Genomic DNA, 24,100 nt, shown 5'->3' with positions numbered 1-24,100 from the left:
GTGGAGCTGAGGCAAACGCTGAAGAAGCAGTTCAATCCGCTTGTATCGCATGTGGAGCGTACATTTGAGCAAGTAACAGGCTCAGGTGCGGCTCTGATGGTCATTCACCATGACGAGATCGTGATGGAAACATACTGGGGCAAGCAGTCCCTGGAACAGGCAGCACGAGAAGTTCAAGCAGATACACAGTTCCACGCAGCTTCTGTGAGGAAGAGCTATATTGGCTATGCAGTTGCTTATGCGGTGACCTGTGGAGCCATCGCTTCCATCGACGATCTGGTGCGGAAATACTTGCCGCATTTGGACGAGGAGCGGATGACAGGGACCACCATTCGCCATCTGCTGACGCATACACACGGCTTGCACGGAACGTATACGGGGGAGATCGTACGAGAATTTCCTGCTGGAAGCAGTTGGGCGTATCGCGGGGTTGGCATTGATATGCTGGCACAGATCGTCAAAAGAACGACAGGCAAAACGATCGCCCAAATCGTTCAGGAGCAAGTCTTCCAGCCGCTCGGATTTGTGGAGACAGGCTGGCGCGCCCAGATGGATCCGAAAATGGTTGAGGTCATCCGCAAGCCAGATGACACCAGCTGGTACACGAGCACAAGCACCGAGGGTGACAAGATGAATCTCTACGTATCCGCACGCGAGCTGGCGTATTGGGGCTATTTTCACCTGAGAAAAGGCTTTGTGGACGGCAAACAGTTCGTCCCCAGGGAAGTAATCGATCTGGCGACAACGGTGCAAAGCCCTCCGCTGCAGGACAAGGACTTGCCACAGAACGGCTTTCTATGGTTTGTGAAGGACCTGCCTGCGAATATGACCGAGATCGGGGAGCGAGTGCCGAGGGGATCTTATCAAATACTAGGTTATACAGGCGTTACGCTGCTGGTCATACCTGAGCACGAATTCGTAGCTGTGCGGATGTTTAACAGCTTCGGATCTCCTCCTGGCTACGATTATTTGGAGGATGTCAGAGGGTTTGGGGATTGCGCCATGCGCTGTCTGCTAGATTGCTAGGAACAACGAAATAGAGAAGAGGAACGCCTACATGAAAGCTGTCAATTGGAACAGGCCCGACGATGATTTCACCATGACGTTTTGGAACCAAAACATCATGCAGTTCTGGACCGATGATGAGATTCCACTCTCCGACGATAAAATGGCTTGGATGGAGCTATCGGATGCGGAGCGTGACACCTATAAAAAAGTACTCGGAGGATTGACTCTGCTGGATACCGTCCAGGGAGGAGTCGGGATGCCGAAAATCATGGAGCATGTGGACGGACTGCAACGCAAAGCCGTGCTCGCCTTCATGGGAATGATGGAGCAAATCCATGCCAAGTCGTACAGCAGCATCTTTACGACGCTGGCCGCGACTGAAGAGATCGACGAGATTTTCAGCTGGGTCGAGCAAAACCCGCATCTGCAAAAGAAGGCGCAGATGATCTCCAGCCGCTATCAGGAAATCCATACGCAAAAGGATTTGTACATGGCTATGGTTGCTTCCGTCTTTTTGGAAAGCTACCTGTTCTACAGCGGCTTCTTTTATCCCCTCTACCTCGCAGGGCAAGGCAAGATGACGAGCAGCGGAGAAATCATCGACCTGATCGTGCGGGATGAGAGCATTCACGGATTGTATGTGGGAGTATTGGCGCAGGAGGTTTACCAGCGTTTGACTGTCAACGAGCAGAAGGCATGCAAAGAAGAGCTGTATCAGCTGCTGGCTGAGCTGCATCAAAATGAAGAGGCCTATACGGCTCAGCTGTACGCATCGATCGGTCTGGCACAGGATGTCCATGCCTACGTACGATACAACGCCAACAAAGCATTGATGAACCTCGGACTCGATCCACTCTTCCCGGAAGAGGATGTCAATCCAATCGTGTTAAACGGGATCAGCACGCATACCAAGCAGCATGACTTCTTTTCCAAGAAGGGGAATGGCTACGTTCGCAGTCTTCACGTTGAGCCATTGACAGATGACGATTTTCGGTTTGATTTTTAAAATTCATTTGATATACGGAAGATTTTCGTTTATTATGTCTACACAACCATATAGGAACGGATAAACGATGTTGAGGAAGAGCAAGTACGTATCAGAGAATGAGGCACAGAGAGTCGGTGGTTGCTGCGAACCGATCCTCACCTGATACCGAATGGGCTTCTGAATCGCTCCGCTGAAATTTAAGTAGGCGTTGCCGGGATTCTCTCCCCGCTATCAAGAGAGGAGTATCGTAAGGTTGACTTCTGACATCTTACCGTACTTTAGAGTGAATCGCTTTTTGCGATTAAAAAGGTGGTACCACGATAACCTCGTCCTTTATTGGGCGGGGTTTTTTTATCGTATAGGAATTTATAAGCGTTTACGTTTATGAATTCCGGAGCGCATGACGAAGTGCCTCAGCGTCCGCTTCTGGCATTCCTTCGGTAAAACTTTCCGCTTAAACGCGGTCGCTCCTCTTTGAACAGACCACGATAAAGGTTTTCTTATTTTCCTTGAAAGGGGTGATGCCCATGGATGATGGCTGGTGGATCTCTCGTTTACATGACACAAGCAAAATGCTGAGGAGGATCAGAAATGAAAGAGCGGATTTTAACAGGGGATCGGATTACGGGAAAGCTTCACCTTGGGCATTACGTTGGCAGCTTGAAGAACCGAGTCGAGCTGCAAACCCAATACGAAACGTACTTGCTGCTTGCTGACGTCCAGGCCCTAACGACTCATTTTGAACAACCAGACTTGATTCAAGAAAACTTGCGGCAGGTGGCCTTGGACTATTTGTCAGCAGGCATCGACCCTGATCAAGCCACGATTTTTATTCAGTCCTTGATCCCGGAGATTGCGGAGTTAACCATATACTTTTCCATGTTTGTGACTGTTAATTCCTTGCGTCATAATCCTACTATCAAAGCGGAAGCCACGGAGCGCGGCTATCAAGAGATGTATTACGGTTTCCTAGGATACCCCGTCAGCCAGGCGGCAGATATCACCTTCTGCAAGGCGACATTAGTTCCCGTAGGAGAAGATCAGGTGCCTCATATCGAGCAAACACGGAAAATTGTCCGGCGATTTAACCAATTGTATAAGCCTGTTTTAGTGGAGCCCAAACCGCTCGTAGGGGATGTTCCACGACTTGTCGGATTAGATGGCAATCACAAAATGAGCAAAAGCCTTGGAAATGCCATCTATTTGGATTCCACTCGGGAAGAGGTGAGTGAAAAGATCAAAAAAGCGACGACGGATCCTGCACGCATCCACAAAACGGATCCCGGTCATCCAGAAATTTGTCCCGTCTACGCTTATCATCAAGTATTTCGTAAAGACGGCTCAGATGAGATTTATGAAAGCTGTAAAAAGGGCCAAATCGGATGTATGGAATGCAAACGAAGCATTTCGCAAAGCGTCAATGATTTACTCGAACCCATGAGAGAACGCAGAAGCTTGTACAAAAACGATCCGAAAAAGGTCGATGAAATGCTGATGTCGGGTACGGAAAAAGCACGGCAGGTAGCCAAAGAGACCATGCAAGAGATTCGTGAGGCAATGAGCATGAACTATTTTTAAAATACGAAAGCCGATACCCCTATTGGTGTCAGGGGAATCGGCTTTTCCTTTATACGTACATTACTGGAGATGAACAGCTTCCTGCATATTCGCCATCGCAGGCTGACTGATCAAGCCTAGCCTCCACAAAGCAAAGCCCTTCAGGCTGTAGCGTTTGGCAAGGCCGATCTTTTGATTGACAGACTGCTCGTTTTCGCTGCCCATAGAGATTCCCAGGATTAGCTTTTCCTTCGACACTTGGGCGAGTGCCAGCTTAATGGCTTGATCGACCTGGTTCATCGGCTCGGGACCTTTTTCGTTTTCATACGCGTAGGCCATGATGACGAGATCATCAGCGAGACTGCCGAGGGTGGCATAGTCATAGCCCTGATAAGCTCCGTTGAGCGGATGGAGCACCAGTGTCAGCTTGACTCCAAGATTTTTCGTTTGTGCAGAGAGGAGCTGGACGAACTCGTTGTAGTCCTGCTTGATTTCTGCTCCCTGTCCATTCATTCCCAGACCTTCAAAATCAAGGACAATCCCTTCGAGTCCTTTTTCCTGTACAATAGTGAGGATGTTGGCGATGGCCTTATCCCGCAAGCTGCTGTCCGAGAGCAAGGTAGTCAATTCGTTGTTGGCATCCCCTGCAAAGACCATGAGATAGGGAGAGGTTCCGCCAGATTTCGCTTCATCGATAATCATTTCCGGGGTGGTTGCACCTGCTGCCTTTGGCCAGTAAAAATCGTTGCCTACAAGAGTCAGGCTGCCGTCTTTGTCGATCCGGCTCCAGCCAAATGCAACAGAGTCAAAATGGGAAATCAAGTCCTTTTGGGCAAAGGAAGAAATCGCATAGAATGCCAGACTGTAGAGGTCACGTGCTGGGGAAGTAATGGAAACCGTCTTCGTCGACTCATTCCAGCTCACTTGTGCTCCGAACTGCTCACTGAAAAACCGCAGCGGGATGAGGGTACTGCCTTTCATCTGAAAAGGAGCCACAGCAAGAGTATAGGGATGGTCATTGACCGAAATCTGCTGGTTATTCAAAGTCATTTTGACCGTTTTACGCTCCTGCCCGCTTTTTTGAATCGCCGTAATGGATTGCGTCGCTTTGTCCCATTGCACATCGATGCCCATCGCTTCGGAGATGGCTCGAAAGGGTACCATTGTCGTACCTTTTTCAATGACAGGCGGTGTCGGAAAAGCGAGTGGATAACCATCTAGTAGAATCGTAGTGGCAGGGGGAGCTGTCGAGGCCGATACCTCAGCAGATAGACCGACCATACCACTCGTACAAATGGACAAGGAAAGAATCAGCTTCCAAAGTCTCGTTTTCATGCGAATTCCTCTCTTTTCGGGAGTCGTTTTACATACCACTTATAACAGGATTACGTAAATCATTGCAAGAGTTGTTTCATTCAAACGATGTGAAATTTACAGAAACCAGGGAATTGTTGGAGGAATTATGAGACATGCTGCTGCCTTTTTCATTCTTCTCTTTGCTCTCGTAAGTGCAGGCTGCTCAGAAGGAGCTGGTGCTCCCACGGAGGAGATGAAATTGCCAATCGAAATGGATACGAAGCAAAAGGATCCAGAGCCTGCGGCTGGAAAGCAGCCAGGACCTGCAGGGGAAAAAATGAGCAAAGAGTGGGTCGTGAACCGCCTAGATGAAATTTCTCGCTACTATTTTAGCAGGCAAGAAGAGGCTTTGAATCAGAATTTGCCCTTCGAGGAGTTCCGGGAAGATCTGCAACGCTACATGACAAACCGCTTCATCGATCAGGAACAACTGGAGCAATACTACGATGGCGGGATTGGCATGACGCGATTGTTTCTCTTTCACTATGAGCCTGGGACGCTAAGAGCTCGCACAACCATCCTGGAGCAAACAAAGGATCGCATCGTAGTGAAGACGATGTGGTTCGCCAATGAATTAAACAGCGGATACTATGAGATCAGCACGCTTCAAAAAAGCGGTGGGAACTGGCTGCTGGATGAAAAGCGGAGGGAGGAGACGCCAAAGGGGGGATTTCAGTTGACGATCCAGGAAGCAGAAACCTACCTGAAAAATTACCCGTATGCAGAAAAGCCGTTCCAATCAGTCAATTTTGTAGGCAATCAAACCTTGGAAGACGCGCATGGGGAGTTTGCGGTTTTTTATCAGTTCGATTGCGATGGCGAAAAGTATTACATTTCTCCGATAGACGGGTATGTATTGTCAGCTGATCTGGAGCATTATTAGGCGTGAGGATGGTAGAAAGAGACGGCAGCAACTGAGCCTCTTTTCTCATGAAGTCTGTCTGAGAATCTATCCACTGCCCTCGTTCACGAAACAGTGCCAGTCTATGAAGATTCCATAAAAATCAGCGCAGCCTGGCTCCCTATCTTTCGAACGAATATCGCTTTCCCAACGGCATCTTTCCATGTGGGGAGGCGTTTTTTTGTTCCATCGTGAAATAAGTGGCGATAACGGTACAGGGTATATTTGCCTCAAAATGAAGCGTAAACTACATTTTTCTGGAAGTATTGTAGTGAATTATTGCAGAAGATATAATATTCACAAAATTAACTTCCGATTAGTCTTCAAAAGGAGTGCCGCAGATGGATGAGCATGTAAAAGAACGGATTCGAAAGCAGTATGGAAATCTCACAGCCAGTCAAAAAATCATTTCCAAATTCGTCATCGAAAAGCCCAACCTGATCGCAATCCATACCGCCAAAAAAATTGCCGATCTGACAAACATGAGCGAAGCGACGGTCATTCGCTTTTGCTACGCCTTGGGCTACACGGGCTATACCCAATTGCAGGATGAGATTAAAAAGGCGCTGCTGATTGCAGATCCGCGCAAGGGCCCCATTCAAAAGTACCGCGACTCAGAAGAAATACGGACGAAGGACAATTACGCCCAGCAGGTAATGGAAACGGACATCGCTTATTTGCAGCAAGGTCTTCAGCAGCTTGATTATGGTCTGCTTGACCAAGCCGCACGTCAGATTATTTCGGCAAACCGAATTGTCGTTGTAGGCTTTCGCTGGTGCCATATTCCTGCCAAATGGCTTTTCTCAACTCTCAACGCCATCAAGGGAAACACCCATTTGTATACGGGCGCGGTGGATAACGCGGACTACTTTCTTACGGAACGAGACCAGGAATGGCTCGTGATTGCGCTTTCCTTTCCCCGACACCCGGCTGAAACGGTGGCGCTCGTCCAATCCGCCAAAGCACTGGGGGCCAAAGTACTCGCGATCACGGAAGGAGAGCTGTCACCGATAAGCCAAATGGCGGATCTGCTTTTGAAGGTTACGACTCCCCAGCCTGCAGCAACCAGTGGCATGCCTGTTTTGTTTTCCTTGTTAAATGTGCTGATCAAAGGAGTGATGGTCTACGACGCAAAGAATGTCCAGAAACGGCTGCAGCACTACGACGAAATCAGTTCACAGCTATACTCGTTCATTGGCGATGAGGATGAATTTACGATTTGAGAGGGAGGGATGAGAACGATGACCAAACCAGTCACGTTTGCAGCAACAGGCGACAGCTTTATTACACGCCTACTTCATAAAGACGAGGCCTTCGAAGAGGTAGCTGCTCTGCTTCACCGGGCAGATGTTCGCCTAGCCAACCTAGAAACGACGGTACATGACAGCAAAGGATATCCGAGCGCGCAGAGCGGGGGAACGTGGGCAATGTCTCCTCCGGCTGTCCTGCAGGTCATGAAAGAGTACGGCTTCAACATGATCGGCTGGGCGAACAACCATACTCTCGATTATTTGTACGGGGGACTGGAGGCGACCGAACAGCATCTAAATGAATACGGTTTCGTTCACGCGGGCGCAGGTAAGAATTTGGCAGAAGCGGGTGCGCCAAGGTACTTGGAATGCGATTCTGCCCGCGTCGCATTGATTGCAGCTACCTCCACCTTCCATCCATGGTGGGCGGCAGGCGAACAGCGTAGAGACAGTATCGGCAGACCGGGAATCAATCCGATGCGCTACATCATGACGCACCATCTCTCAAAAGAAAAGCTGGAGCAATTAAAGTCAATTGCGGATTCTGTGGATATAAATGCCTTCAGCAAAGTATTGATCGAGGAAGGATTCATGAATTCACCGGGACAGGATGTTTTTCTGTTTGGGAACTCGCTTTTCAAGATGGGAGAGCAGGAAGGAACCAAAACAGAGCCGCACCCACGCGATATGCAGAGAATCATTAAAACGATTGAGGAAGCGAAGCGAAGGGCGGATTACGTCGTTATCAGCATCCATGCCCATGAGATGAAAGGGGAGCAGAAGGAAGCACCGGCAGAGTTTTTGGAAACGTTTGCCCGTGCCTGCATCGATGCAGGTGCACACGCTGTTGTTGGTCATGGCCCGCATCTGCTAAGAGGGATCGAAATTTACAAGAACCGCCCCATTTTCTACAGCCTGGGCGATTTTATTTTCCAGACGGAGGCTGTTACCAGTCAGCCCGCGGATTTCTATGAACAGTACGGACTTACTCACGAACACAACGTAGCGGATGCCTTAGAGGCGATGAGCGCGAATTACACGAGAGGACTGTGTGTTCATCGGGAAGTATGGGAAGCTGTCGTCCCGATCTGGAAAATGCAGGATGGTGAGCTACTAGAAATCGAGCTGCACCCGATCGAATTGGGCTATGATTTGCCGATTCATCGCATGGGGTGGCCGAGGCAAAGTACATCTCCTGCCATCGTTGAGCGCCTGCAGGCTTTGAGTGAGCCGTACGGAACGAAAATCGAAGTGGTAGGAAGCATGGGCAGAATACGAATCAAAAAAGAATCGGGCAGTGCGAAATGGAGTGATGGGCAAAATGGCTAGGGTGACATTGGTATTGCTGTTTGTTTTGTACATGATCAACTACGCAGACAAGACGATTGCGGGGTATTCAGCGGTACCGATCATGGATGAATTTGGACTTTCACAGAAGGAGTGGGGGCTGGTAGGAAGCAGCTTTTTCTGGTTTTTTTCCATCGCAGGGATCCTGGGTGCGGCACTCTCGGATCGGATCGGAACGAAAAAGCTGCTGGCGATCATGGCGATTTCCTGGACTGTGGTACAGTTTGGAGCTTATGCGATCGCCAGTTTGCCGATGCTCGTCCTGGCGCGTGTCCTGCTCGGCATAGGGGAAGGTCCGTTTTGGGCGACAGTTGTCAGTCATCTAAACAAATGGTTTCCTGAAGAAAAACGCGGCCTCGTTTATTCCACTGTCAATTTTGGTGCTTTTGTGGGAGCGGTTGCGTCCGCGCCATTACTGGTTGCCATGATCGATCAGAACGGTTGGCGCTTTGCCTGGGCATTCATGGGGGCGCTCAGCCTCATCTGGTTTCTTGTCTGGATCTGGATGGGGAAAGAAAAGCCCGCGATTGCGGTGGTTGCTTCTTCGCCAGTCAGCGTAGAAGCACCAAAAGCGAAGTGGTCAGAAATATCCAAGGTCATGCTCTCCTCCACCTACATTTTTTGCTTTTTGATTTACTTCGGACAAATCTGGGGCACCACTTTTGCAGCCGTTTGGGAGCCTGTCTATCTGGTGAAAGCCATCCACCTCACGAACCAGCAAATGGCCTACTCGATTGCAGGGACGGGGCTGGTTGCGGGACTCATGACCATTCTCATTTCTTCGATTGGGGACCGGTTGTACAAAAAGCATCGCTCTTATCGCAAATCCTACGTATGGGTAGGCGGCGTATCCATCATTCTCGGTGGACTGTTCTTTTACTCGGTCACTTGGGTACAATCGACTGCACTTGTCCTGATCGCACTTTGCTTAGGAAAAGGTTTTGCTTTTTCCGTAGGTACGGCTTCATCCGTCATCGTCAGCAGTCTGATGCCCGCTAGAACAGGTCTGCTTGTCGGGGTGATGTCCAGCCTGGTTACGTTAGCGGGGATCATTTCTCCGCTCGTCACGGGATCCATCGTGCAGGCAGCGGGGGATGTAGCTGTCGGTTTTGGTCATGCGATGAGCCTGAATGCTTTGATCTTTGTGGTTTTCGGAGTCCTTTTTCTGCTCTTTGCCAAACGGAATGAAGGAAAAATAGAAATAACCTCCCCAATCTCGAACAAAATAGAAAACTAATACTTTCGCCCGATTATTCAGAATGTTAAAATTTTTAAAAGGAGGTAGATATGAGATGTATGATTTGAACGAGAATTTGAAGCGTAGTGCCCACAGCTTTCCAGATCGTCCCGTGTATGTCTATCAAGGAGAGAGCACTACATATGCGGAGCTGGACCAGCAGGTAGAGTTTTTGGCAGCGGGCCTGGCGAAAAGAGGGATTGGCAGCGGGGATGCAGTGGCTCTGCTGTTAGATAACCGCCCCGAATTTGTGAGCGCTTACTATGCCATTCTCCGAGTCGGGGCGGCTGTCGTCCCCATGAATCCTATCTATACTCCTAGAGAGATCAGTTATATTTTGTCCAATAGTCATACCAAAGCAGTGGTGGCTCTGCCGGCGCTGGCCCCGACCATAAATTCGTTAAAAGAAGAGCTTCCTGAGCTGCAGCTGGTCATCTATACAGAGCCAGTGGGGGAAGAACTTACGATCGGCCAGCTGATCAGTGAGAAAGCGACCGAATACGAAGAGCCAGAACGACACGAGGATAGTCTGGCTGTTATCTTATATACATCGGGAACAACCGGGCAACCCAAAGGGGCCATGCTCTCCCATCGCAATATGGATTCGAATGCAGAAGCGATGGGCATCTTGTTTGAGCTTGAGCCGGATGATCGCGTTGTAGCCGTTTTACCGATGTTCCACGTCTTCTGCATGACGGTATGTCTGAACGGCCCGATTCGCTCCGGTTCTACCATTTTGATCGTCCAGCGCTTCCATCCAGTAGAGGTGGTCAATGTCATTCGCGATCAAAAAGCGTCTTGCTTTGCCGGAGTTCCTACCATGTACAATTACATGCTGCAGCTTCCTTCCGCTACGCGGGCGGACTTTTCTACCATCCGCGTATGCTGCTCCGGTGGGGCTTCGATGCCAGTCGAGCTGCTGCACAAGTTCGAGGAAAAATTCGGCGTAAAAATCATGGAAGGCTACGGACTGTCTGAGGCGGCTCCTGCGACTGTATTCAATCCGATTCGCGGCACACGCAAGCCGGGATCTGTCGGCATTGATCTTCCAGGTGTAACCAACAAGGTGGTGGACCCAGAAGGAAATGAAGTTCCGCGTGGGGAAGTAGGAGAGTTGATCGTCTATGGTCCGAACGTCATGCTTGGGTACCTCGGACTCCCGGAAGAAACGAAGGCAGCTCTCAAGGATGGCTGGTTGTACACAGGTGATTTGGCGCGCATGGACGAGGAAGGCTACGTCTACATCGTCGACAGGAAAAAGGATATGATCCTCGTAGATGGGTACAACGTTTACCCGCGTGAGGTGGAAGAAGTGCTCTATCAGCATCCGGCGATTATCGAAGCGGCCGTCATCGGTATTCCTGATGAGGTACATGGAGAAGCGGTCAAAGCCTTTGTCGCCTTGAGAGAAATCGCGGTATCTCAGGAGGATATCTTGTCGTTCTGCAACGATAAGCTGGCAAAGTACAAGATCCCACGCCAGGTTGAATTCGTAGCAGAGCTTCCGAAAAACAGCACGGGCAAAATCCTGCGACGTTCCTTGCGAAGCTAAACAGACGAATAAGCGAATACAGATACTCGCAAATAAAAAAACCAGCTGCAAACAAACGTTTGGGCTGGTTTTGTTGTTGTTTGTCCCTATTTGATCGGGCCACGCTGAGCCTGCAGGTTTACGTAAAAGGCACGCTTTTCGAGAGTAAAATTTCTAACAGCCTCGAGCTGCTGCATCTGTTTCTCCAAATGCTCAAGATGTTCATCCAGGATTTCAATTCGTTTTTTCAGAGTCTCGTCGACATGCATGACGGGATAATCGTCGGCTAACAGGCAGCCTTCCTGTACAAATGCTGCGATTTCCTCCAGCTTCATGCCGGTCTGCTTCAAGCCGTGGATAAAGCGGATAAATCGCAGGTCCTGATCACTGTATCGGCGGATGCCGTTTTTCCTGCCTTCTTGACGCGTAGGATCGGGCAAAACGCCAATTTTTTCATAGTATCGCAGGGTGTAAGCGGAAATCCCTGTAAGCCGGGCGATATCACTGATGGTGTACATAGGATGGAATCTCTCCCTTACGCAGTCAGGAATGGACGAGGACGATCTTACCAGTCGCCTTGGATGTCTCCAATAGTTCATGAGCCCGTGCCACTTCATGAAAAGGAATACGATGGGAAATCAGAGGCTGAATCATCCCCTGAAGCAACAAGGAGAACAAATGCTGCACATCCTCGAAAAACCACTCCGGCCGCTCTTTCTTCAGCGTCGTAATACTGTATAGGTGGACGGGGTTTCCGTTTGCCGTTGTCCCAGCTTCGGTCAACGCCTGCCATCGAGCCGCCCAATCATTTTCTTCTTCTTGTGAAAAGACCGAGGTATACCCATACCCGATAAAGATGCCCCGTCTATGTAAGGTTCGCATCGAACGGTCCCAGTTCCTGCCTCCGATCGGATCAAATACGGCATCCATACCTTCTGGTGCTTGCTCTGAAAGGACTTGTGCAAAATCCTCCTGGCGATAATCGATCGCATAGGCACCGTAGCTCGTCACGACAGAATGCTTTTGGGCGGAGGCGGTTCCAAACATCTTCAGCTTCGCCAGCTTTCCCAGCTCCAGAAGGGCAGTTCCTACCCCGCCGCTGGCTCCATGAATCAGCACGCGGTTTCCTTCCGACACGCAGGCGAAACGATGAAGCATTTGATAGGCAGTCACATAATTCAATAGGATTGACAATGCACTCGCTGGATCTAACGATGCAGGCACCGGGATGACTTCGCCGACCGGTGCGTAAAGATAGGATGCATAACCGCCCAGGCCATCCATAAAGACAGCGACACGATCCCCAATTGCAAATGCCGTGACGCCTTCTCCTTTTTCTATGACGATACCAATCGCGTCATAACCGGGTGTAAAGGGAGGCTGTGGGGTAGAAGGGTACAGACCTTCCCTGCGCATGAGATCGGCGAGAGCGACACCGGAGTACTCCACTTGAATCAACAATTCACCCCTGTGAGGCTTTCTCAACGGCTCCAAAGCGAGCTTGAGGACATCTGTCCCTCCATATTCAGTTACTACTACACGGGCACTTATCATCACACAATCCCCTTTTCTATTTTCGAAGTTGGGTATATGGTAAGTGTTAGAGTAAACTCGAAGTCAAGGGGGGAAATGCCATGCAAGAAATAAAGGTCGAACAGTTCCAACAGCAGGTGGAGCAAAAGCATTCATTCGCCCTGTTCGTCTATACGCCGATGTGCGGGACCTGCAAGGTAGCTAAGCGAATGTTACATGTTGTTTGCGAAGCATTACCCCAGGCAAATGTGTACCAGATGAATATCAATACGGCACCGAACGTGGCTTCTCAGTGGGAGATCAGCAGCGTTCCTGCCTTGCTATTGTTCCGAGAGGGCGTGCTGGCGGAGCGGCATTTTGCCATGCAATCAGTCGGGTTTCTCTTTGAGCGTCTAAAGGTTTTGAACTAGACATACACCTAATTCCTTCGCGCGGAATAAAAAGAAAGAGAGACTGATTGCGAAGGAGGAGGCGTATGCAGATTCATGTGGTGGAACAAGGACAAACGCTGTCTGGCATCGCCGAAACATATGGGACGACCGCGTCCGAAATAGCAAGAGCCAACGAGCTTCCCGATCCAGCGAATCTTGTCATCGGACAGGCGATGGTGATTCCCATCGAGGGAAGCTTTTACTGGGTGAGACAAGGGGATACTCTGTACACGATCGGCCAACGCTTCCAGATCAGTGCGGCAGAATTGGCGCGGGTTAACGGAATATCCCAGTATCGTCCGTTGCAGATTGGTCAAAAGCTGTATATTCCGCCCCGCCCCAGAAGAGCAGCAGACTTTAATGCTTATGCCGAACCGCGAAGGACCGTTTCCGAGGCGTTGGAAAACGATGTCCGCACAGCTGCTCCTCATCTGACCTATTTAGCGCCGTTTAGCTTCCGAATCAAGCGCGATGGCACGCTGGCACGGCCTGCCCTGAACAATTTTCCGGCGATTGCACGCGAAAATCAGGTGGTCATGATGCTGGTTGTAACGAACCTCGAGGGGAGTCAATTCAGCACAGAGCTGGGCGGACTGGTCTTGAACGATATGGAGCTGCAGAACAAATTGCTCGACTCGATCATTTCCACTGCACAGGAGCTGGGCATGGGGGACATCCACTTTGATATGGAAGCACTGCCGCCAACGGACCGAGAAGCCTACATTCGCTTTTTGCGTCGTGCCAAGCAGCGAACACAGGCTGCAGGGATGATGATGTCGGTAGCGGTAGCACCAAAAACGAGTGCAGAGCAGCAAGGAAGATGGTACACCGCTCACGATTACGGGGCGATCGGCGCCATTGCCGATTTCGTCGTAATCATGACGTACGAGTGGGGATACAGCGGAGGTCCACCCATGGCGGTCTCCCCGATCGGGCCGGTGCGCAGGGTGCTGCAGTACGCCTTGACGGAAATGCCAGCAGAGAAAATCTTGATGGGTCAAAACCTGTACGGGTATGACTGGACCCTGCCATTCGAGCAAGGGACGACTGCAAGAGCACTCAGTCCACAGGCCGCCATAGCTTTAGCAGCCGAGCACAATGTCAACATCCAGTACGACTATCGGGCACAGGCACCCTTTTTCGAATACACAGCCGCGGATGGGAAACGTCATCAGGTCTGGTTTGAAGATGCAAGGTCGATTCAAGCCAAATTCGATCTCGTCAAGCAGCTTGGATTGCGCGGTGTGAGCTACTGGAAGCTTGGGCTGCCGTTTCCGCAAAACTGGCTTCTGATCGAAGGGAACTTCCGAGTACGAAAACGGGCATGAGGAACGGGCGTGCAGTGCTTTTAGGCTGTGCGCCTGTTTTTTGTGGCCAGCTCACTTCAACTGCTGTATACGTTTTCCTATCTGCTAGAATCATGGTATGATGGCAAAAAGTAAGGATGAAGCGTCATGCTTCGAGTAGAAGGAGGGGGAGAAAAATGGGAGAATGCAAGCTGGACCACAGTGTGGAGGATGTACAAAAAAAGCTGGGAGAGCAAGCTCCTTTTTTGCCAGAGAAACGAGTCCAACAGCTGCAGACGTTGCTTGCAACCGAGCTGTCGCAAGAAAGACTGAACGAGCTGTTCCACCTGCTGAAAAAGTATGATTTGGCGACACCGGAAGAGCGAGCTAGACGTGAAGAACAAATGGAGCTGCTGCTGGGCTAGAAGGTGACGCAAGAAGCTGATTTACTCAAGCTTCTTGCGTCCCTGAAAGCCTTCATGCAGTCCGTGGTAGTGAGTGATCTCACTTTCTCCCTCCCGCCAGCACAGGAGGACTTCTTCGCCATTGATCATCGCCGGGAAATCAAACAAGCCGATGTCGACATCTTTCACTTGAACGCCTTTTTCAAGAAGGCGTGTGATACGCGCCTTGGCTTCCAACTCCATAAATTCCAGGCGGCATTCAACGGCAAAGAGCTCGCTCTCGTCCACGGGCAAAAGCTTTTTCACTTCTTCACGCTGTTGATAGAGCTTATAGAAAGTGCGTTTGGCTTCCTGCATAAAGGATAGCTCTGCGCGTACATAGGGCAGCAGCTCATTGGCTTCCTCGGGAGTAAAATACTTTTTGGACAAAAGAAACACCTCCTACTTATCTATTATACTAGCAACCCCGTACGGGAGAAAATGGCGGAAGCAGCGCAAATGTGTTTTTGCTTCTTGCGGTAAGGAGTCAGGAAAAATGAAGGACAGACTGTATTACCAGGATGCCTATGTGAAAACATTTACGGCCGAAGTAACGAAACGAGGCGTGGAAGAGAACGGCACGCCCTATGTGGTATTGAGTCAGACCGCTTTTTATCCGACTGGCGGTGGACAGCCATCTGATCATGGTCATCTTGGTGAAACGCGTGTCATCGATGTAGAAGAAGTAGATGGAGAAGTCCGTCATCGCTTAGCATCCCCCATCCCGGAAGAAACGGTGCAGCTCGAAGGCAGCATCGACTGGGAACGCAGATTCGACCATATGCAGCAGCATGCCGGGCAGCACATTTTGTCGGCAGCTTTCCTGGAGGTAGTGGGAGCAGAGACCGTTGCTTTTCATTTGGGAAAAGAGCGAGTCACGATCGATGTAAGACTCGATGAGCTGACCCAAGAGGTATGGGAAGCAGTCGAGCAGCGCGCCAACCAGATCGTTCTGGAAAATCGGCCGATTTCCGCGCGTTTTGTAGATGATGAAGAGCTGGCGACATTGCCGCTAAAAAAGCAGCCGACTGTTACTGAAAACATCCGTGTCGTGATCATTCCCGAGTTTGATTACAATCCGTGCGGGGGGACACACCCTGCACATACCGGCGAAGTGGGGATGATCAAAATTTTGGGCTGGGAGCGTCATCGGGGCAATATTCGACTGGAGTTTATTTGCGGCTGGCGTGCATTGCGAGATTATACAAGAAAGCAGTCCATGGTTCGAGAGGTCTCGAAGCTGCTCATGACGAGTGACGCGGAGCTTGTAGCCCAAGCAGAGCGGCTGGTCGCCGAGCGTGATGCGCTGAAGCAAAGCTTGGTGGAAAAGGAGCGTCTCTTGCTTGAAGTGGAGGTACGTCAGCATCTGGCACAAGCGGATCAGCTGGGAGGGGTGCGACTTTTGGAAATGACCTTTAGCGACCGCTCGATCCAGCAGCTGCAGCAATTTGCTCATCAAGCTGTAGCACAAGCGCCGAATGTCGTGTGCCTGCTGGCAGCGACAGGTGAAAAACTGCAGCTTGTCTTTGCCCGAGGAGCAGAGGTAAACGTGGCGGTGAACCAACTGATTAAGGATACCCTGCCTTTAATCGACGGAAAAGGCGGCGGGAATGCGGCTATGGCACAAGGCGGTGGCCAGCCAACTCTACCTGCGCAGGAAGTTCTTGACCATGCAAAACAGCTGTTGAAGGCAGCTCTTTCCTAAAGGATAACGAAAGAAAATAACAGAGGAGGATGATCGCGCCATGATGTGGAATCCGGGAGATATCGTACGCGTCACGCAAAAGACTGGGGAATATATAACGGAAGTTCTCGAGAACCATGATTCCAAACTGCTCGTAAAGGTACTGGCTGTCACCAAGTTCCCGACCCAGGGAGACTTGCATACATCGTTTGAGGTCGACGTGCCTTTGTTTCATCAACGCCCAGCGCTGTCGTACCAAGAAAAGTTCATGTGCCCAAGCAATGCCGTGATGCGGTATAACGGAGCGATCCCGGACTACAAGGAATCGGTGCGGATTGCGATGGAGCGGGAAATGGAGAAATTGAAGAAAATGTCTCTGTGGGCGCAGCGCTGTCTGGTGGAGCTGGAAGCGATGCACAAGGAAACCTTTACAAAATAGAAATAGAGTGATACTGTAGGTATCGAAAGTACGACAAATGAATAAGAACACTACCAAGCGGGGGCCGAGCATAGTTGGCTGAGATTGTAACGAATGTGTTACTGACCGTTGAACCTGAACTGGGTCATGCCAGCGGAGGAAGAGGTATAACGAATCGTTATGAACCAAAACCATCCACGGCGGATGGTTTTTTTTGTAAACTATCTGCGTGATGATTAGGAAACGGCTTCTTCTGTTTTGACTGGATGATTTCCAGCGACGGGAGGAGCCGTTTTTTAACGTAAAGGAATTTATAAGCGTTGACGTTTATGAATTCCGGAGCGCATGAAAACTTTCCGCTAAAACGCGGTCGCTCCTCCTTGAACACGCCTCGATTGAGGATTTCTTACGGATAGGAGGAATACGATGGTCGTAGTTCTGAACGGAAAAAAGGTGGAGCTGGCTGATGATGTCCAGAATGTACGCGCACTTCTCGCGTCTTATCAGCTGCAGGAGAAGATCGTAGTCGTGGAGCAAAACGGGGTAATCATCGACCGCACCCGCTATGAGGAATCACCGATTATGGATGGAGATCGTATTGAAATCGTTCACTTTGTTGGAGGAGGATGATCCTGATGGATACATGGAAAATTGGACCGTACGAGTTTAGCTCCCGCTTGCTCTTGGGAACGGGTAAGTTTGCTGATTTGGAAACACAGGGTAAGGCAGTCGAGGTATCAGAGGCAGAGATTCTCACTTTTGCCATTCGTCGACTGAATTTGGAAAACCCACACGAGCCTAACTTTTTGGAACAGCTCGACCTGAAAAAGTTCACGCTTCTGCCGAATACAGCAGGGGCTTACACGGCAGAAGAGGCTGTGCGCATCGCTCGCCTGGCGAAAGCATCTGGCTTGTGCGACATGATCAAGGTCGAAGTCATCGGTGATCCGAAAACATTGCTGCCAGATCCAATCGGCACACTGGAGGCATCCAAAATCTTGGTGGAGGAAGGCTTCATCGTCTTGACTTACACCAACGATGACCCGATTCTTGCGCGCCGTTTGCAGGAAGCAGGCGTTCACGCTGTGATGCCGGGAGCTTCTCCGATCGGTTCCGGTCAAGGGATCGTGCATGAAAACAACCTGCGCTTCATTATCGAGGATGCAAAAGTACCGATCATCGTCGACGCGGGCATCGGTGCGCCAGCAGATTGCGCAAAAGCCATGGAGCTGGGCGCGGATGGCGTGCTTTTAAATACAGCAGTAGCGCTGGCAGACAATCCGGTGCTGATGGCAGAAGCGATGAAGCTGGGCGTGGAAGCGGGACGCAAAGGCTTTTTGGCAGGACGCATCGCGAAAAAACGCTACGCTTCGGCAAGCAGCCCAACAGAAGGGATGATTGAGTAGCGTGAGTGGGGTACGTGCAGCAGTCGAGGCAATCGCCAGTCGAAAAGAAGAGTTGTTTGACCTGCTGGGCCACCTGGTCTCGTACCCGACAGTCAGCCCGCCTGCACGAAATAGCGAGCAGGCGCAGAGCTTGATTGTGCAAGAATTGCAGGGGCTGGGCTTTGCAATCGATCGCTGGCCGGTATTTCCGGGCGATGACAATGTGGTGGGTACGCTCAAGGGTTCTGCGTCCGCGACTGCGAACAGCTTGATCATCAACGGGCATATCGACGTAGCTGAGGTCGGAGATGATGCGGGCTGGACGTATCCGCCGTTTGCTTTGACGAAAGGAAAGAACGGACGTTGGTATGGACGCGGCGTAGCTGATATGAAAGGTGGAATGGCCGCCAGCCTGTTTGCGATCAAAATGCTTTGCGAACACGGCGTAGAGCTAAGGGGCGATCTGTTGTTCCAGTCGGTCATCGGGGAAGAAGCCGGTGAAGCTGGCACGCTGGCTGCCATCGAGAGAGGCTATCAGGCAGACTATGCAGTCGTCGTGGATACAAGCGGCCTGCATATGCAAGGGCAGGGCGGTGTCATCACGGGCTGGATTACGATCGAAAGCCCAACGACCATGCATGACGGGATGCGGGCAAAAACGATCCATGCTGGTGGGAGAGTGAAAGGTGCCTCTGCAATCGAGAAAATGATGAAGGTCATTGCTTCCTTGCAGGATCTGGAACGCCACTGGGCGGTCATGAAATCGTATCCGGGCTTTCCAGCTGGCAGCAACACGATTAATCCCGCTGTCATCGAAGGTGGTCGCCATGCGGCTTTTATCGCGGATCAATGTGCACTTTGGATTACGGTTCATTTTTATCCCAATGAATCGTATGATCAGATCATTCGGGAAGTGGAGGATCACGTCCTGCGAGCAGCGGCAGCAGATGTATGGCTCTGCGACAACCCGCCGACCTTTCGATGGGGTGGGCGTTCGATGATCGAGGAGCGCGGTGAGATTTTCCCGTCGCTTGAGCTGGATCATGCTCATTCCGGATTGGCTGCTTTGCAATCTGCTTATGAACAGCAGGTCAAGCAGGCACCGACCGTCGATATGTCCGTCACCGTGACGGATGCGGGCTGGTTTGCTCACGCGGGTATTCCAGCTGTCCTGTTCGGACCGGGAGAGCTTTCCCATGCCCATGCGGTGGATGAATCCATCGATCCCGAGCAGCTTGTTTTGTTTGCGCAAATCATGGCGCAGTTTATTGCAGATTGGTGCAATACGGATAAGGAAGGAAAGGCGTGAAGCTCATATGACAACGTTTACCGATCGTCTTTGGAAAAGCGTAGCCCCGATCTGGGAAAAGACTCATCAGCATCCCTTTGTCACCGGAATGGGAGACGGAACGCTGCCAGTCGAATCATTTAAATATTACATGAAGCAGGACTATGTCTATTTGATCGATTATGCCAAGATGTTTGCGATTGCAAGCACAAAAGCATACGATCTGGAAACCAGTGCGAAGTTTGCTGGTTTGCAGGAAGCGACCTTGAATGGCGAGATGAATTTGCACAGACAGTACGCCGAGCGATTTGGGATCTCGCGCGCAGAGCTCGAAGCGACAGAGCCATCTTTTGTAATGCTCGCGTACACCAGCTACATGCTGAGAGTCGCTCACCAAGGCTCTCTCGCTGAATTGGTCAGCTCTCTACTTCCGTGTATGTGGGGCTACTGGGAGATCGGCAAGAAGCTGGCAAAGATAGAGGGGGCGCTCGATCACGAACTGTACGGAGAGTGGGTGCGCACTTACAGCTCTGACGAGTTTGGGGAACTGGCAACCTGGCTGATTGGCGTGATGAACGAGCTGGCAGAGGGGAAAAATGAGAAAGAGCTCGCCCGTTTGGAGGAGCATTTCCTGACCACGTCCAAGATGGAATATTTGTTCTGGGATATGGCGTACAGAAAGGAATTTTGGCCGTGCTAGACAAAGTGGCCTTCTCCGGTGTCCGTTTTGCGTACGGAGACCAGCCTATTCTTCAAAATTTTGACCTGCGCGTGGCAAAAGGCGAGTTTATCAGCCTGATCGGCCCAAGCGGGATTGGGAAAAGTACGTTGTTTCAACTGATTGCAGGGCTTTTGCAGCCTGAACAAGGCTCAATCACGCTAAATGGTGCTCCGACAGAAAGTCGCCTTGGGATGGTCGGATACATGCCTCAGCGCGATGCTCTACTCCCTTGGCGTACGGTCGTGGAAAATGCGGCGCTTCCTTTGGAAATCAAAGGAGTTGCCAAAAAAGAAGCACAAGACAGGGTTCGTTCGGAGCTTCCCCGGTATGGGCTGCACGAATGGGCAGATGCGTACCCGGCAGAGCTTTCGGGGGGAATGCGGCAGCGCGTTTCGTTTTTACGCGCGTTGTTGTCTGACACCGACATCATGCTGCTAGACGAGCCGTTCAGCTCTCTCGACGGGATCACAAGAATGGAGCTGCAAGAGTGGCTGATGGAAATGTGGCAGGAGACCGGCAGTACGATGCTGATGATCACCCATGACATCGATGAAGCCATCTTGCTCGCGGATCGCGTCATTGTGTTGAACGGCAAGCCGATTGAAAAGCCTGTGGAACTCGTGGTAAATGTAGAGCGCCCGCGAACGACTGCCCACCGAAATCGTGCGGAATTCCTGGCATTACGTGAGCAAATTTGGGAGCTGCTGCGCCAAAATGCCAGTAAATCCCCAGCTGGGAGGGATGCGTGATGGCCGGGTGGAATCGGGGTGTGTGGTTCGGGATCTCGATTGCGCTTTTCGTAATCGTCTGGGAGGCCGTCTGCCGCTTGCTGCATGTGCCTCCCTTTATTCTCCCGCCGCCAAGCACTGTCGTCTTGTCGTTGTGGGACTTGCGCAAGACCCTGCTGGGTTTGCATCTATGGGTGACTTTGAAGGAAGTTATCCTCGGGCTTAGCGCTTCCATCGTGTTTGGGATTTTGCTTGCCTTTGCGATGAATATGAGTCGTGTGGTTGAACGATTGGTCTATCCGTATATTGTTATTTCCCAGACCATTCCGATCATCGCTTTATCACCGGTCTTTATCCTATGGTTCGGCTACGATTTATCGGGAAAGATCGCGATCACGATTCTGTTTACGTTTTTCCCGATCGTGGTCAATACGTATGACGGCTTGCGCTCGACAGACAAAGAGATGCTGCAGTTGCTCAAAACCATGGGAGCCAATCGCTGGCAGATTTTTACCAAGCTGCAGCTTCCGTCGAGCTTGCCGCACTTCTTCAGTGGATTGAAGGTGGCGGCTACCTACAGTGTCGCAGGGGCGACTATCGGGGAGTGGCTGGGATCCAGTGAGGGGCTCGGCTATTTTGGTCGCCGCGCCTCTGGAAACTTTCAGGCGCCGGCGCTGTTTGCCTCCGTCCTGCTGCTGTCCATTTTGGGCATGCTGTTGTTTTGGCTGGTGGGACGTATGGAGAAGTATTTTACCCCGCATCAAAGAACAAGTAGAAAAACATCGAAAGAAAAATAGGGGGATGTACCCATGAAACCGATTCAAAAATGGAGCAAAACGGTTGCAGCCTTGCTGCTGTCGGCAGGTCTGGCAGCTTGCGGAAATCAATCAGGAGCACAACCTACACCTGCACCTGGTGGAAGCGAAGGAAATGCACCAACTGAATTGACTGTAGCTTTGGACTGGTATCCGAATGCCGTCCATTCCTTCTTGTATGCCGCTGATGAACAAGGCTATTTCAAAGAGGAAAATCTGAAAGTAAACCTACAAATGCCATCAGACAGCAACGACCCGCTGAAAATGGCAGCCGCCGGGAAAGTAGACCTGGCGATCAGCTACCAGACGCAGGTCGTACAAGCTCGCTCCGAAGGAATTCCCGTCGTGTCCGTAGGAGCGCTGGTTCGCCATCCGCTCAACGTTATCATGACCAGACAGGATAGCGGCATTGATGGTCCGCAAAAGCTCGCTGGAAAAAACGTTGGCTATCCATCCGTGCCATTGGATGAATCCGTGGTGCGCAACGTAGTGAAGCAAGCAGGCGGAGATGACAGCGGCATTTCCTTTACCGATATTGGCTTTGACATCGTTCCTGCTCTGACAGGGAAAAAGGTCGATGCAGTCGTCGGTGGCTACAAGAACCATGAACAGCTGATCCTCGAGAAAAATGGCATTCCGGTCCATGCTTTTGCACCTACTGATTTTGGTGTACCGGATTACTACGAGCTGGTGATGACGACTAGTGACGATACTTTCGGGAAAAAACAGCAGGCCATAGAGGCTTTCATGCGTGCAGCTGCGAAAGGTCAGCAATACGTCAAGGACAATAAAGAAAAAGCGCTGGATCTGCTCTTGAGCAAGCAAGCGAACGAGTTCCCACTGGAAAAAGACATCGAGACGAAAAGCTTGGAGATTTTAATTCCATTGATGGACGCAGGAGATAGAACGTTCGGCAGCCAGACCACAGAATCCTGGCAGACGCTGATCGACTGGATGAAAAAAGAAAACCTGATCACGGAAGATGTGAAGGCAGAAGAAATCATGCGTGAAGTGGTGAAGTAAGGCTCAGCTCGAGGAGCATAATTAAAAAACGGCAGCTTGGGAGCGAACGCGATTCCCGAGCTGCTGTTTTTTACATTACCATATTGGATATTCCCCACAAGAGTACGAAACTGATTAGGATCGTCATGTTCGAGACCATCCCGACAAATTTGTAGTCGTATTTGAACTCGACGGAATAGGCGAGGACAGAGACACCCATCGGTAGAACGAAGCCAACGAGCAAGGTGTACTTGAACATATCTTCAAACGGCAGCAGCATGAAGCAGGTGATGCCGACAGCCAGACCTACGATGTAGCGCAGACCCAGAACCTTCCAGAAGTGATGCAGGTAGCGCTTGTCAAAAGAGAAATTCAAATAAATGCCGAGCAGCAGCAAAGACAGGGGCATATTCGCTTTGGAAATCGTCCCGGTGATGCCGAGGAACAGATCCGGAAGTGGAATATGAGCAAGATTCAATCCGAAAATAATGAGATACGTAAGCAAAGGAATGGATTTGGACACTTTGCTCAGTACTTGTTTGAAATTCAGCTTGACCTTTTCACCGGAATAATAGCTGCCGATCAAATAGCTGACTCCGAAGACGATCATGGCATTTCCAACATCGAACATCCCGAAGTACGCCAGCCCCTCCTGACCCCAAATGCCTTGAACGAGCGGATAGGCGAACAGCCCCACATTGAAGCCCGGAACCATCATTCCTAGCATCCCTTTCGTCTGACGGTTTTCTTTGCGGAATGCGAAATAAGCTAGGAATGCGGCCATGACTCCGTACAAAAAGCCGATGACTACCAAGAGCATGAGAGACCCATCAAGTGTTACATTATGAAAAGTAGAAACGATCAGGCAAGGAAGCGTGATATTAAAAATAATCCGTGCCAGCCCTTCGCCATCTTTTTCTTTGATGATGTTGCACCGCTTGAGAAAATAGCCGAGAGCGATAATGAGAACCGATGATAAAAATTGACTGTTAAAGCTGTCCATTTACGTAAGTCTCCTAACTATCGTGCATTTCAATCGTTTTAAACAAATATAGACTCTACCACTCTTTCGGTAAGATGAAAAGGAAAAATTCTTAGTCTGCCGATGCTTTTAGTCGAATATGAAGAAGCGAGATGCCTCCAGATTATCAGAGTGAGGTTACAAAAGAACAATAAAAACCCAGCTCACAA

Annotated in this window: 25 protein-coding genes, 1 riboswitch and 1 other annotated feature; of the genes, 20 read left to right on the top strand and 5 right to left on the bottom strand. The window is 50.5% G+C overall.

Annotation, left to right across the window (positions count from 1 at the left end; all coding sequences use genetic code 11):
* The 3 genes from ACLIN2_RS16620 to trpS all read left to right on the top strand — a co-directional run bounded on the left by ACLIN2_RS16620 (position 1) and on the right by trpS (position 3,574).
* On the top strand, positions 1-1,026 hold the full coding sequence (locus ACLIN2_RS16620) for a serine hydrolase domain-containing protein (protein WP_411501608.1): 1,026 nt from the start codon (positions 1-3) through the stop codon (positions 1,024-1,026).
* Between the two features lie 31 nt (positions 1,027-1,057).
* Complete coding sequence (gene nrdF, locus ACLIN2_RS16615) at positions 1,058-2,014, top strand: class 1b ribonucleoside-diphosphate reductase subunit beta (RefSeq protein ID WP_411501607.1); 957 nt, start codon at positions 1,058-1,060, stop codon at positions 2,012-2,014.
* A 61-nt stretch (positions 2,015-2,075) separates the two neighbouring features.
* Positions 2,076-2,333: a binding site (T-box leader), on the top strand.
* A 254-nt stretch (positions 2,334-2,587) separates the two neighbouring features.
* Positions 2,588-3,574 carry a tryptophan--tRNA ligase gene (gene trpS, locus ACLIN2_RS16610; RefSeq protein WP_411501606.1) on the top strand — a complete coding sequence of 329 codons (987 nt, stop codon included), beginning with the start codon at positions 2,588-2,590 and terminating at the stop codon, positions 3,572-3,574.
* Between the two features lie 60 nt (positions 3,575-3,634).
* Here the strand turns inward: trpS and ACLIN2_RS16605 are convergent, their stop codons facing one another.
* Positions 3,635-4,888, bottom strand: a complete 1,254-nt coding sequence (locus tag ACLIN2_RS16605) for a stalk domain-containing protein (RefSeq protein ID WP_411501605.1) — start codon at positions 4,886-4,888, stop codon at positions 3,635-3,637.
* 127 nt (positions 4,889-5,015) lie between these two features.
* Between ACLIN2_RS16605 and ACLIN2_RS16600 the strand changes: the two genes are divergently transcribed.
* The 5 genes from ACLIN2_RS16600 to ACLIN2_RS16580 all read left to right on the top strand — a co-directional run bounded on the left by ACLIN2_RS16600 (position 5,016) and on the right by ACLIN2_RS16580 (position 11,196).
* The gene (locus ACLIN2_RS16600) at positions 5,016-5,792 is read left to right on the top strand and encodes a hypothetical protein (protein WP_092266899.1); all 777 of its coding nucleotides are present in this window, start codon (positions 5,016-5,018) and stop codon (positions 5,790-5,792) included.
* Between the two features lie 359 nt (positions 5,793-6,151).
* Positions 6,152-7,033 carry a MurR/RpiR family transcriptional regulator gene (locus ACLIN2_RS16595; protein WP_092266900.1) on the top strand — a complete coding sequence of 294 codons (882 nt, stop codon included), beginning with the start codon at positions 6,152-6,154 and terminating at the stop codon, positions 7,031-7,033.
* Positions 7,034-7,051: 18 nt separating this feature from the next.
* Positions 7,052-8,389, top strand: coding sequence for a CapA family protein (locus ACLIN2_RS16590; protein ID WP_411501604.1), 1,338 nt, complete (start codon positions 7,052-7,054; stop codon positions 8,387-8,389).
* Positions 8,382-9,644, top strand: a complete 1,263-nt coding sequence (locus ACLIN2_RS16585; RefSeq protein WP_411501603.1) for an MFS transporter — start codon at positions 8,382-8,384, stop codon at positions 9,642-9,644. Before ACLIN2_RS16590 ends, ACLIN2_RS16585 begins: the two co-directional genes overlap by 8 nt.
* Before the next feature lie 55 nt (positions 9,645-9,699).
* On the top strand, positions 9,700-11,196 hold the full coding sequence (locus ACLIN2_RS16580; protein WP_411501602.1) for a long-chain-fatty-acid--CoA ligase: 1,497 nt from the start codon (positions 9,700-9,702) through the stop codon (positions 11,194-11,196).
* Between the two features lie 86 nt (positions 11,197-11,282).
* On the opposite strand, the gene ACLIN2_RS16575 is transcribed toward ACLIN2_RS16580, so the two are convergent.
* Together ACLIN2_RS16575 and ACLIN2_RS16570 are read right to left on the bottom strand one after the other, a co-directional pair.
* Complete coding sequence (locus ACLIN2_RS16575; protein WP_092266903.1) at positions 11,283-11,693, bottom strand: MerR family transcriptional regulator; 411 nt, start codon at positions 11,691-11,693, stop codon at positions 11,283-11,285.
* Between the two features lie 25 nt (positions 11,694-11,718).
* Positions 11,719-12,729 (bottom strand): medium chain dehydrogenase/reductase family protein, encoded by a 1,011-nt coding sequence (locus tag ACLIN2_RS16570; RefSeq protein ID WP_400586160.1) that lies wholly within the window; start codon positions 12,727-12,729, stop codon positions 11,719-11,721.
* Positions 12,730-12,809: 80 nt separating this feature from the next.
* On the opposite strand from ACLIN2_RS16570, the gene ACLIN2_RS16565 reads away from it, so the two are divergent.
* The 3 genes from ACLIN2_RS16565 to ACLIN2_RS16555 all read left to right on the top strand — a co-directional run bounded on the left by ACLIN2_RS16565 (position 12,810) and on the right by ACLIN2_RS16555 (position 14,850).
* Positions 12,810-13,118, top strand: coding sequence for a thioredoxin family protein (locus ACLIN2_RS16565; RefSeq protein WP_092266905.1), 309 nt, complete (start codon positions 12,810-12,812; stop codon positions 13,116-13,118).
* A 65-nt stretch (positions 13,119-13,183) separates the two neighbouring features.
* Complete coding sequence (locus tag ACLIN2_RS16560) at positions 13,184-14,467, top strand: glycoside hydrolase family 18 protein (RefSeq protein ID WP_327928971.1); 1,284 nt, start codon at positions 13,184-13,186, stop codon at positions 14,465-14,467.
* Between the two features lie 155 nt (positions 14,468-14,622).
* Positions 14,623-14,850: a 50S ribosomal protein L7ae gene (locus ACLIN2_RS16555; protein WP_092266907.1), complete on the top strand. Its 228-nt coding sequence runs from the start codon at positions 14,623-14,625 to the stop codon at positions 14,848-14,850.
* A 21-nt stretch (positions 14,851-14,871) separates the two neighbouring features.
* Here the strand turns inward: ACLIN2_RS16555 and ACLIN2_RS16550 are convergent, their stop codons facing one another.
* Positions 14,872-15,267: a DUF2203 domain-containing protein gene (locus tag ACLIN2_RS16550; protein ID WP_246070959.1), complete on the bottom strand. Its 396-nt coding sequence runs from the start codon at positions 15,265-15,267 to the stop codon at positions 14,872-14,874.
* 97 nt (positions 15,268-15,364) lie between these two features.
* On the opposite strand from ACLIN2_RS16550, the gene ACLIN2_RS16545 reads away from it, so the two are divergent.
* From ACLIN2_RS16545 to ACLIN2_RS16505, 9 genes are all read left to right on the top strand, one after another.
* Positions 15,365-16,573 carry an alanyl-tRNA editing protein gene (locus ACLIN2_RS16545; protein ID WP_411501601.1) on the top strand — a complete coding sequence of 403 codons (1,209 nt, stop codon included), beginning with the start codon at positions 15,365-15,367 and terminating at the stop codon, positions 16,571-16,573.
* A 40-nt stretch (positions 16,574-16,613) separates the two neighbouring features.
* Positions 16,614-16,991, top strand: a complete 378-nt coding sequence (locus ACLIN2_RS16540; RefSeq protein WP_122922481.1) for a kinase-associated lipoprotein B — start codon at positions 16,614-16,616, stop codon at positions 16,989-16,991.
* A gap of 47 nt (positions 16,992-17,038) precedes the next feature.
* Positions 17,039-17,149, top strand: a riboswitch (TPP riboswitch).
* Between the two features lie 247 nt (positions 17,150-17,396).
* On the top strand, positions 17,397-17,600 hold the full coding sequence (gene thiS, locus ACLIN2_RS16535) for a sulfur carrier protein ThiS (protein WP_328211530.1): 204 nt from the start codon (positions 17,397-17,399) through the stop codon (positions 17,598-17,600).
* A gap of 5 nt (positions 17,601-17,605) precedes the next feature.
* On the top strand, positions 17,606-18,376 hold the full coding sequence (locus ACLIN2_RS16530) for a thiazole synthase (protein WP_411501600.1): 771 nt from the start codon (positions 17,606-17,608) through the stop codon (positions 18,374-18,376).
* Position 18,377: 1 nt separating this feature from the next.
* On the top strand, positions 18,378-19,664 hold the full coding sequence (locus tag ACLIN2_RS16525) for an acetylornithine deacetylase (RefSeq protein ID WP_411501599.1): 1,287 nt from the start codon (positions 18,378-18,380) through the stop codon (positions 19,662-19,664).
* A 7-nt stretch (positions 19,665-19,671) separates the two neighbouring features.
* Positions 19,672-20,343: a thiaminase II gene (gene tenA / locus ACLIN2_RS16520; protein WP_092266914.1), complete on the top strand. Its 672-nt coding sequence runs from the start codon at positions 19,672-19,674 to the stop codon at positions 20,341-20,343.
* Entirely contained in the window at positions 20,337-21,113 is a 777-nt protein-coding gene (locus ACLIN2_RS16515; RefSeq protein ID WP_411501598.1) for an ABC transporter ATP-binding protein, read from the top strand. Before tenA ends, ACLIN2_RS16515 begins: the two co-directional genes overlap by 7 nt.
* A complete protein-coding gene (locus ACLIN2_RS16510; protein WP_122959368.1) occupies positions 21,113-21,889 on the top strand; it encodes an ABC transporter permease in 777 nt (258 codons plus the stop codon). The genes ACLIN2_RS16515 and ACLIN2_RS16510 overlap by 1 nt, the downstream gene beginning before the upstream one ends.
* Before the next feature lie 12 nt (positions 21,890-21,901).
* Entirely contained in the window at positions 21,902-22,930 is a 1,029-nt protein-coding gene (locus tag ACLIN2_RS16505; protein ID WP_411501597.1) for an ABC transporter substrate-binding protein, read from the top strand.
* A gap of 70 nt (positions 22,931-23,000) precedes the next feature.
* Here ACLIN2_RS16505 and ACLIN2_RS16500 read toward each other — a convergent pair whose 3' ends face one another.
* Complete coding sequence (locus ACLIN2_RS16500; protein ID WP_411501596.1) at positions 23,001-23,912, bottom strand: AEC family transporter; 912 nt, start codon at positions 23,910-23,912, stop codon at positions 23,001-23,003.
* Between the last annotated feature and the right edge of the window lie 188 nt (positions 23,913-24,100).

The sequence above is a fragment of the Brevibacillus centrosporus genome, assembly GCF_046622605.1.
Taxonomy (GTDB): domain Bacteria; phylum Bacillota; class Bacilli; order Brevibacillales; family Brevibacillaceae; genus Brevibacillus; species Brevibacillus centrosporus.
The sequence above is the reverse complement of the archived record's forward strand: the minus strand, read 5'-3'. Positions and strand labels throughout refer to the sequence as shown.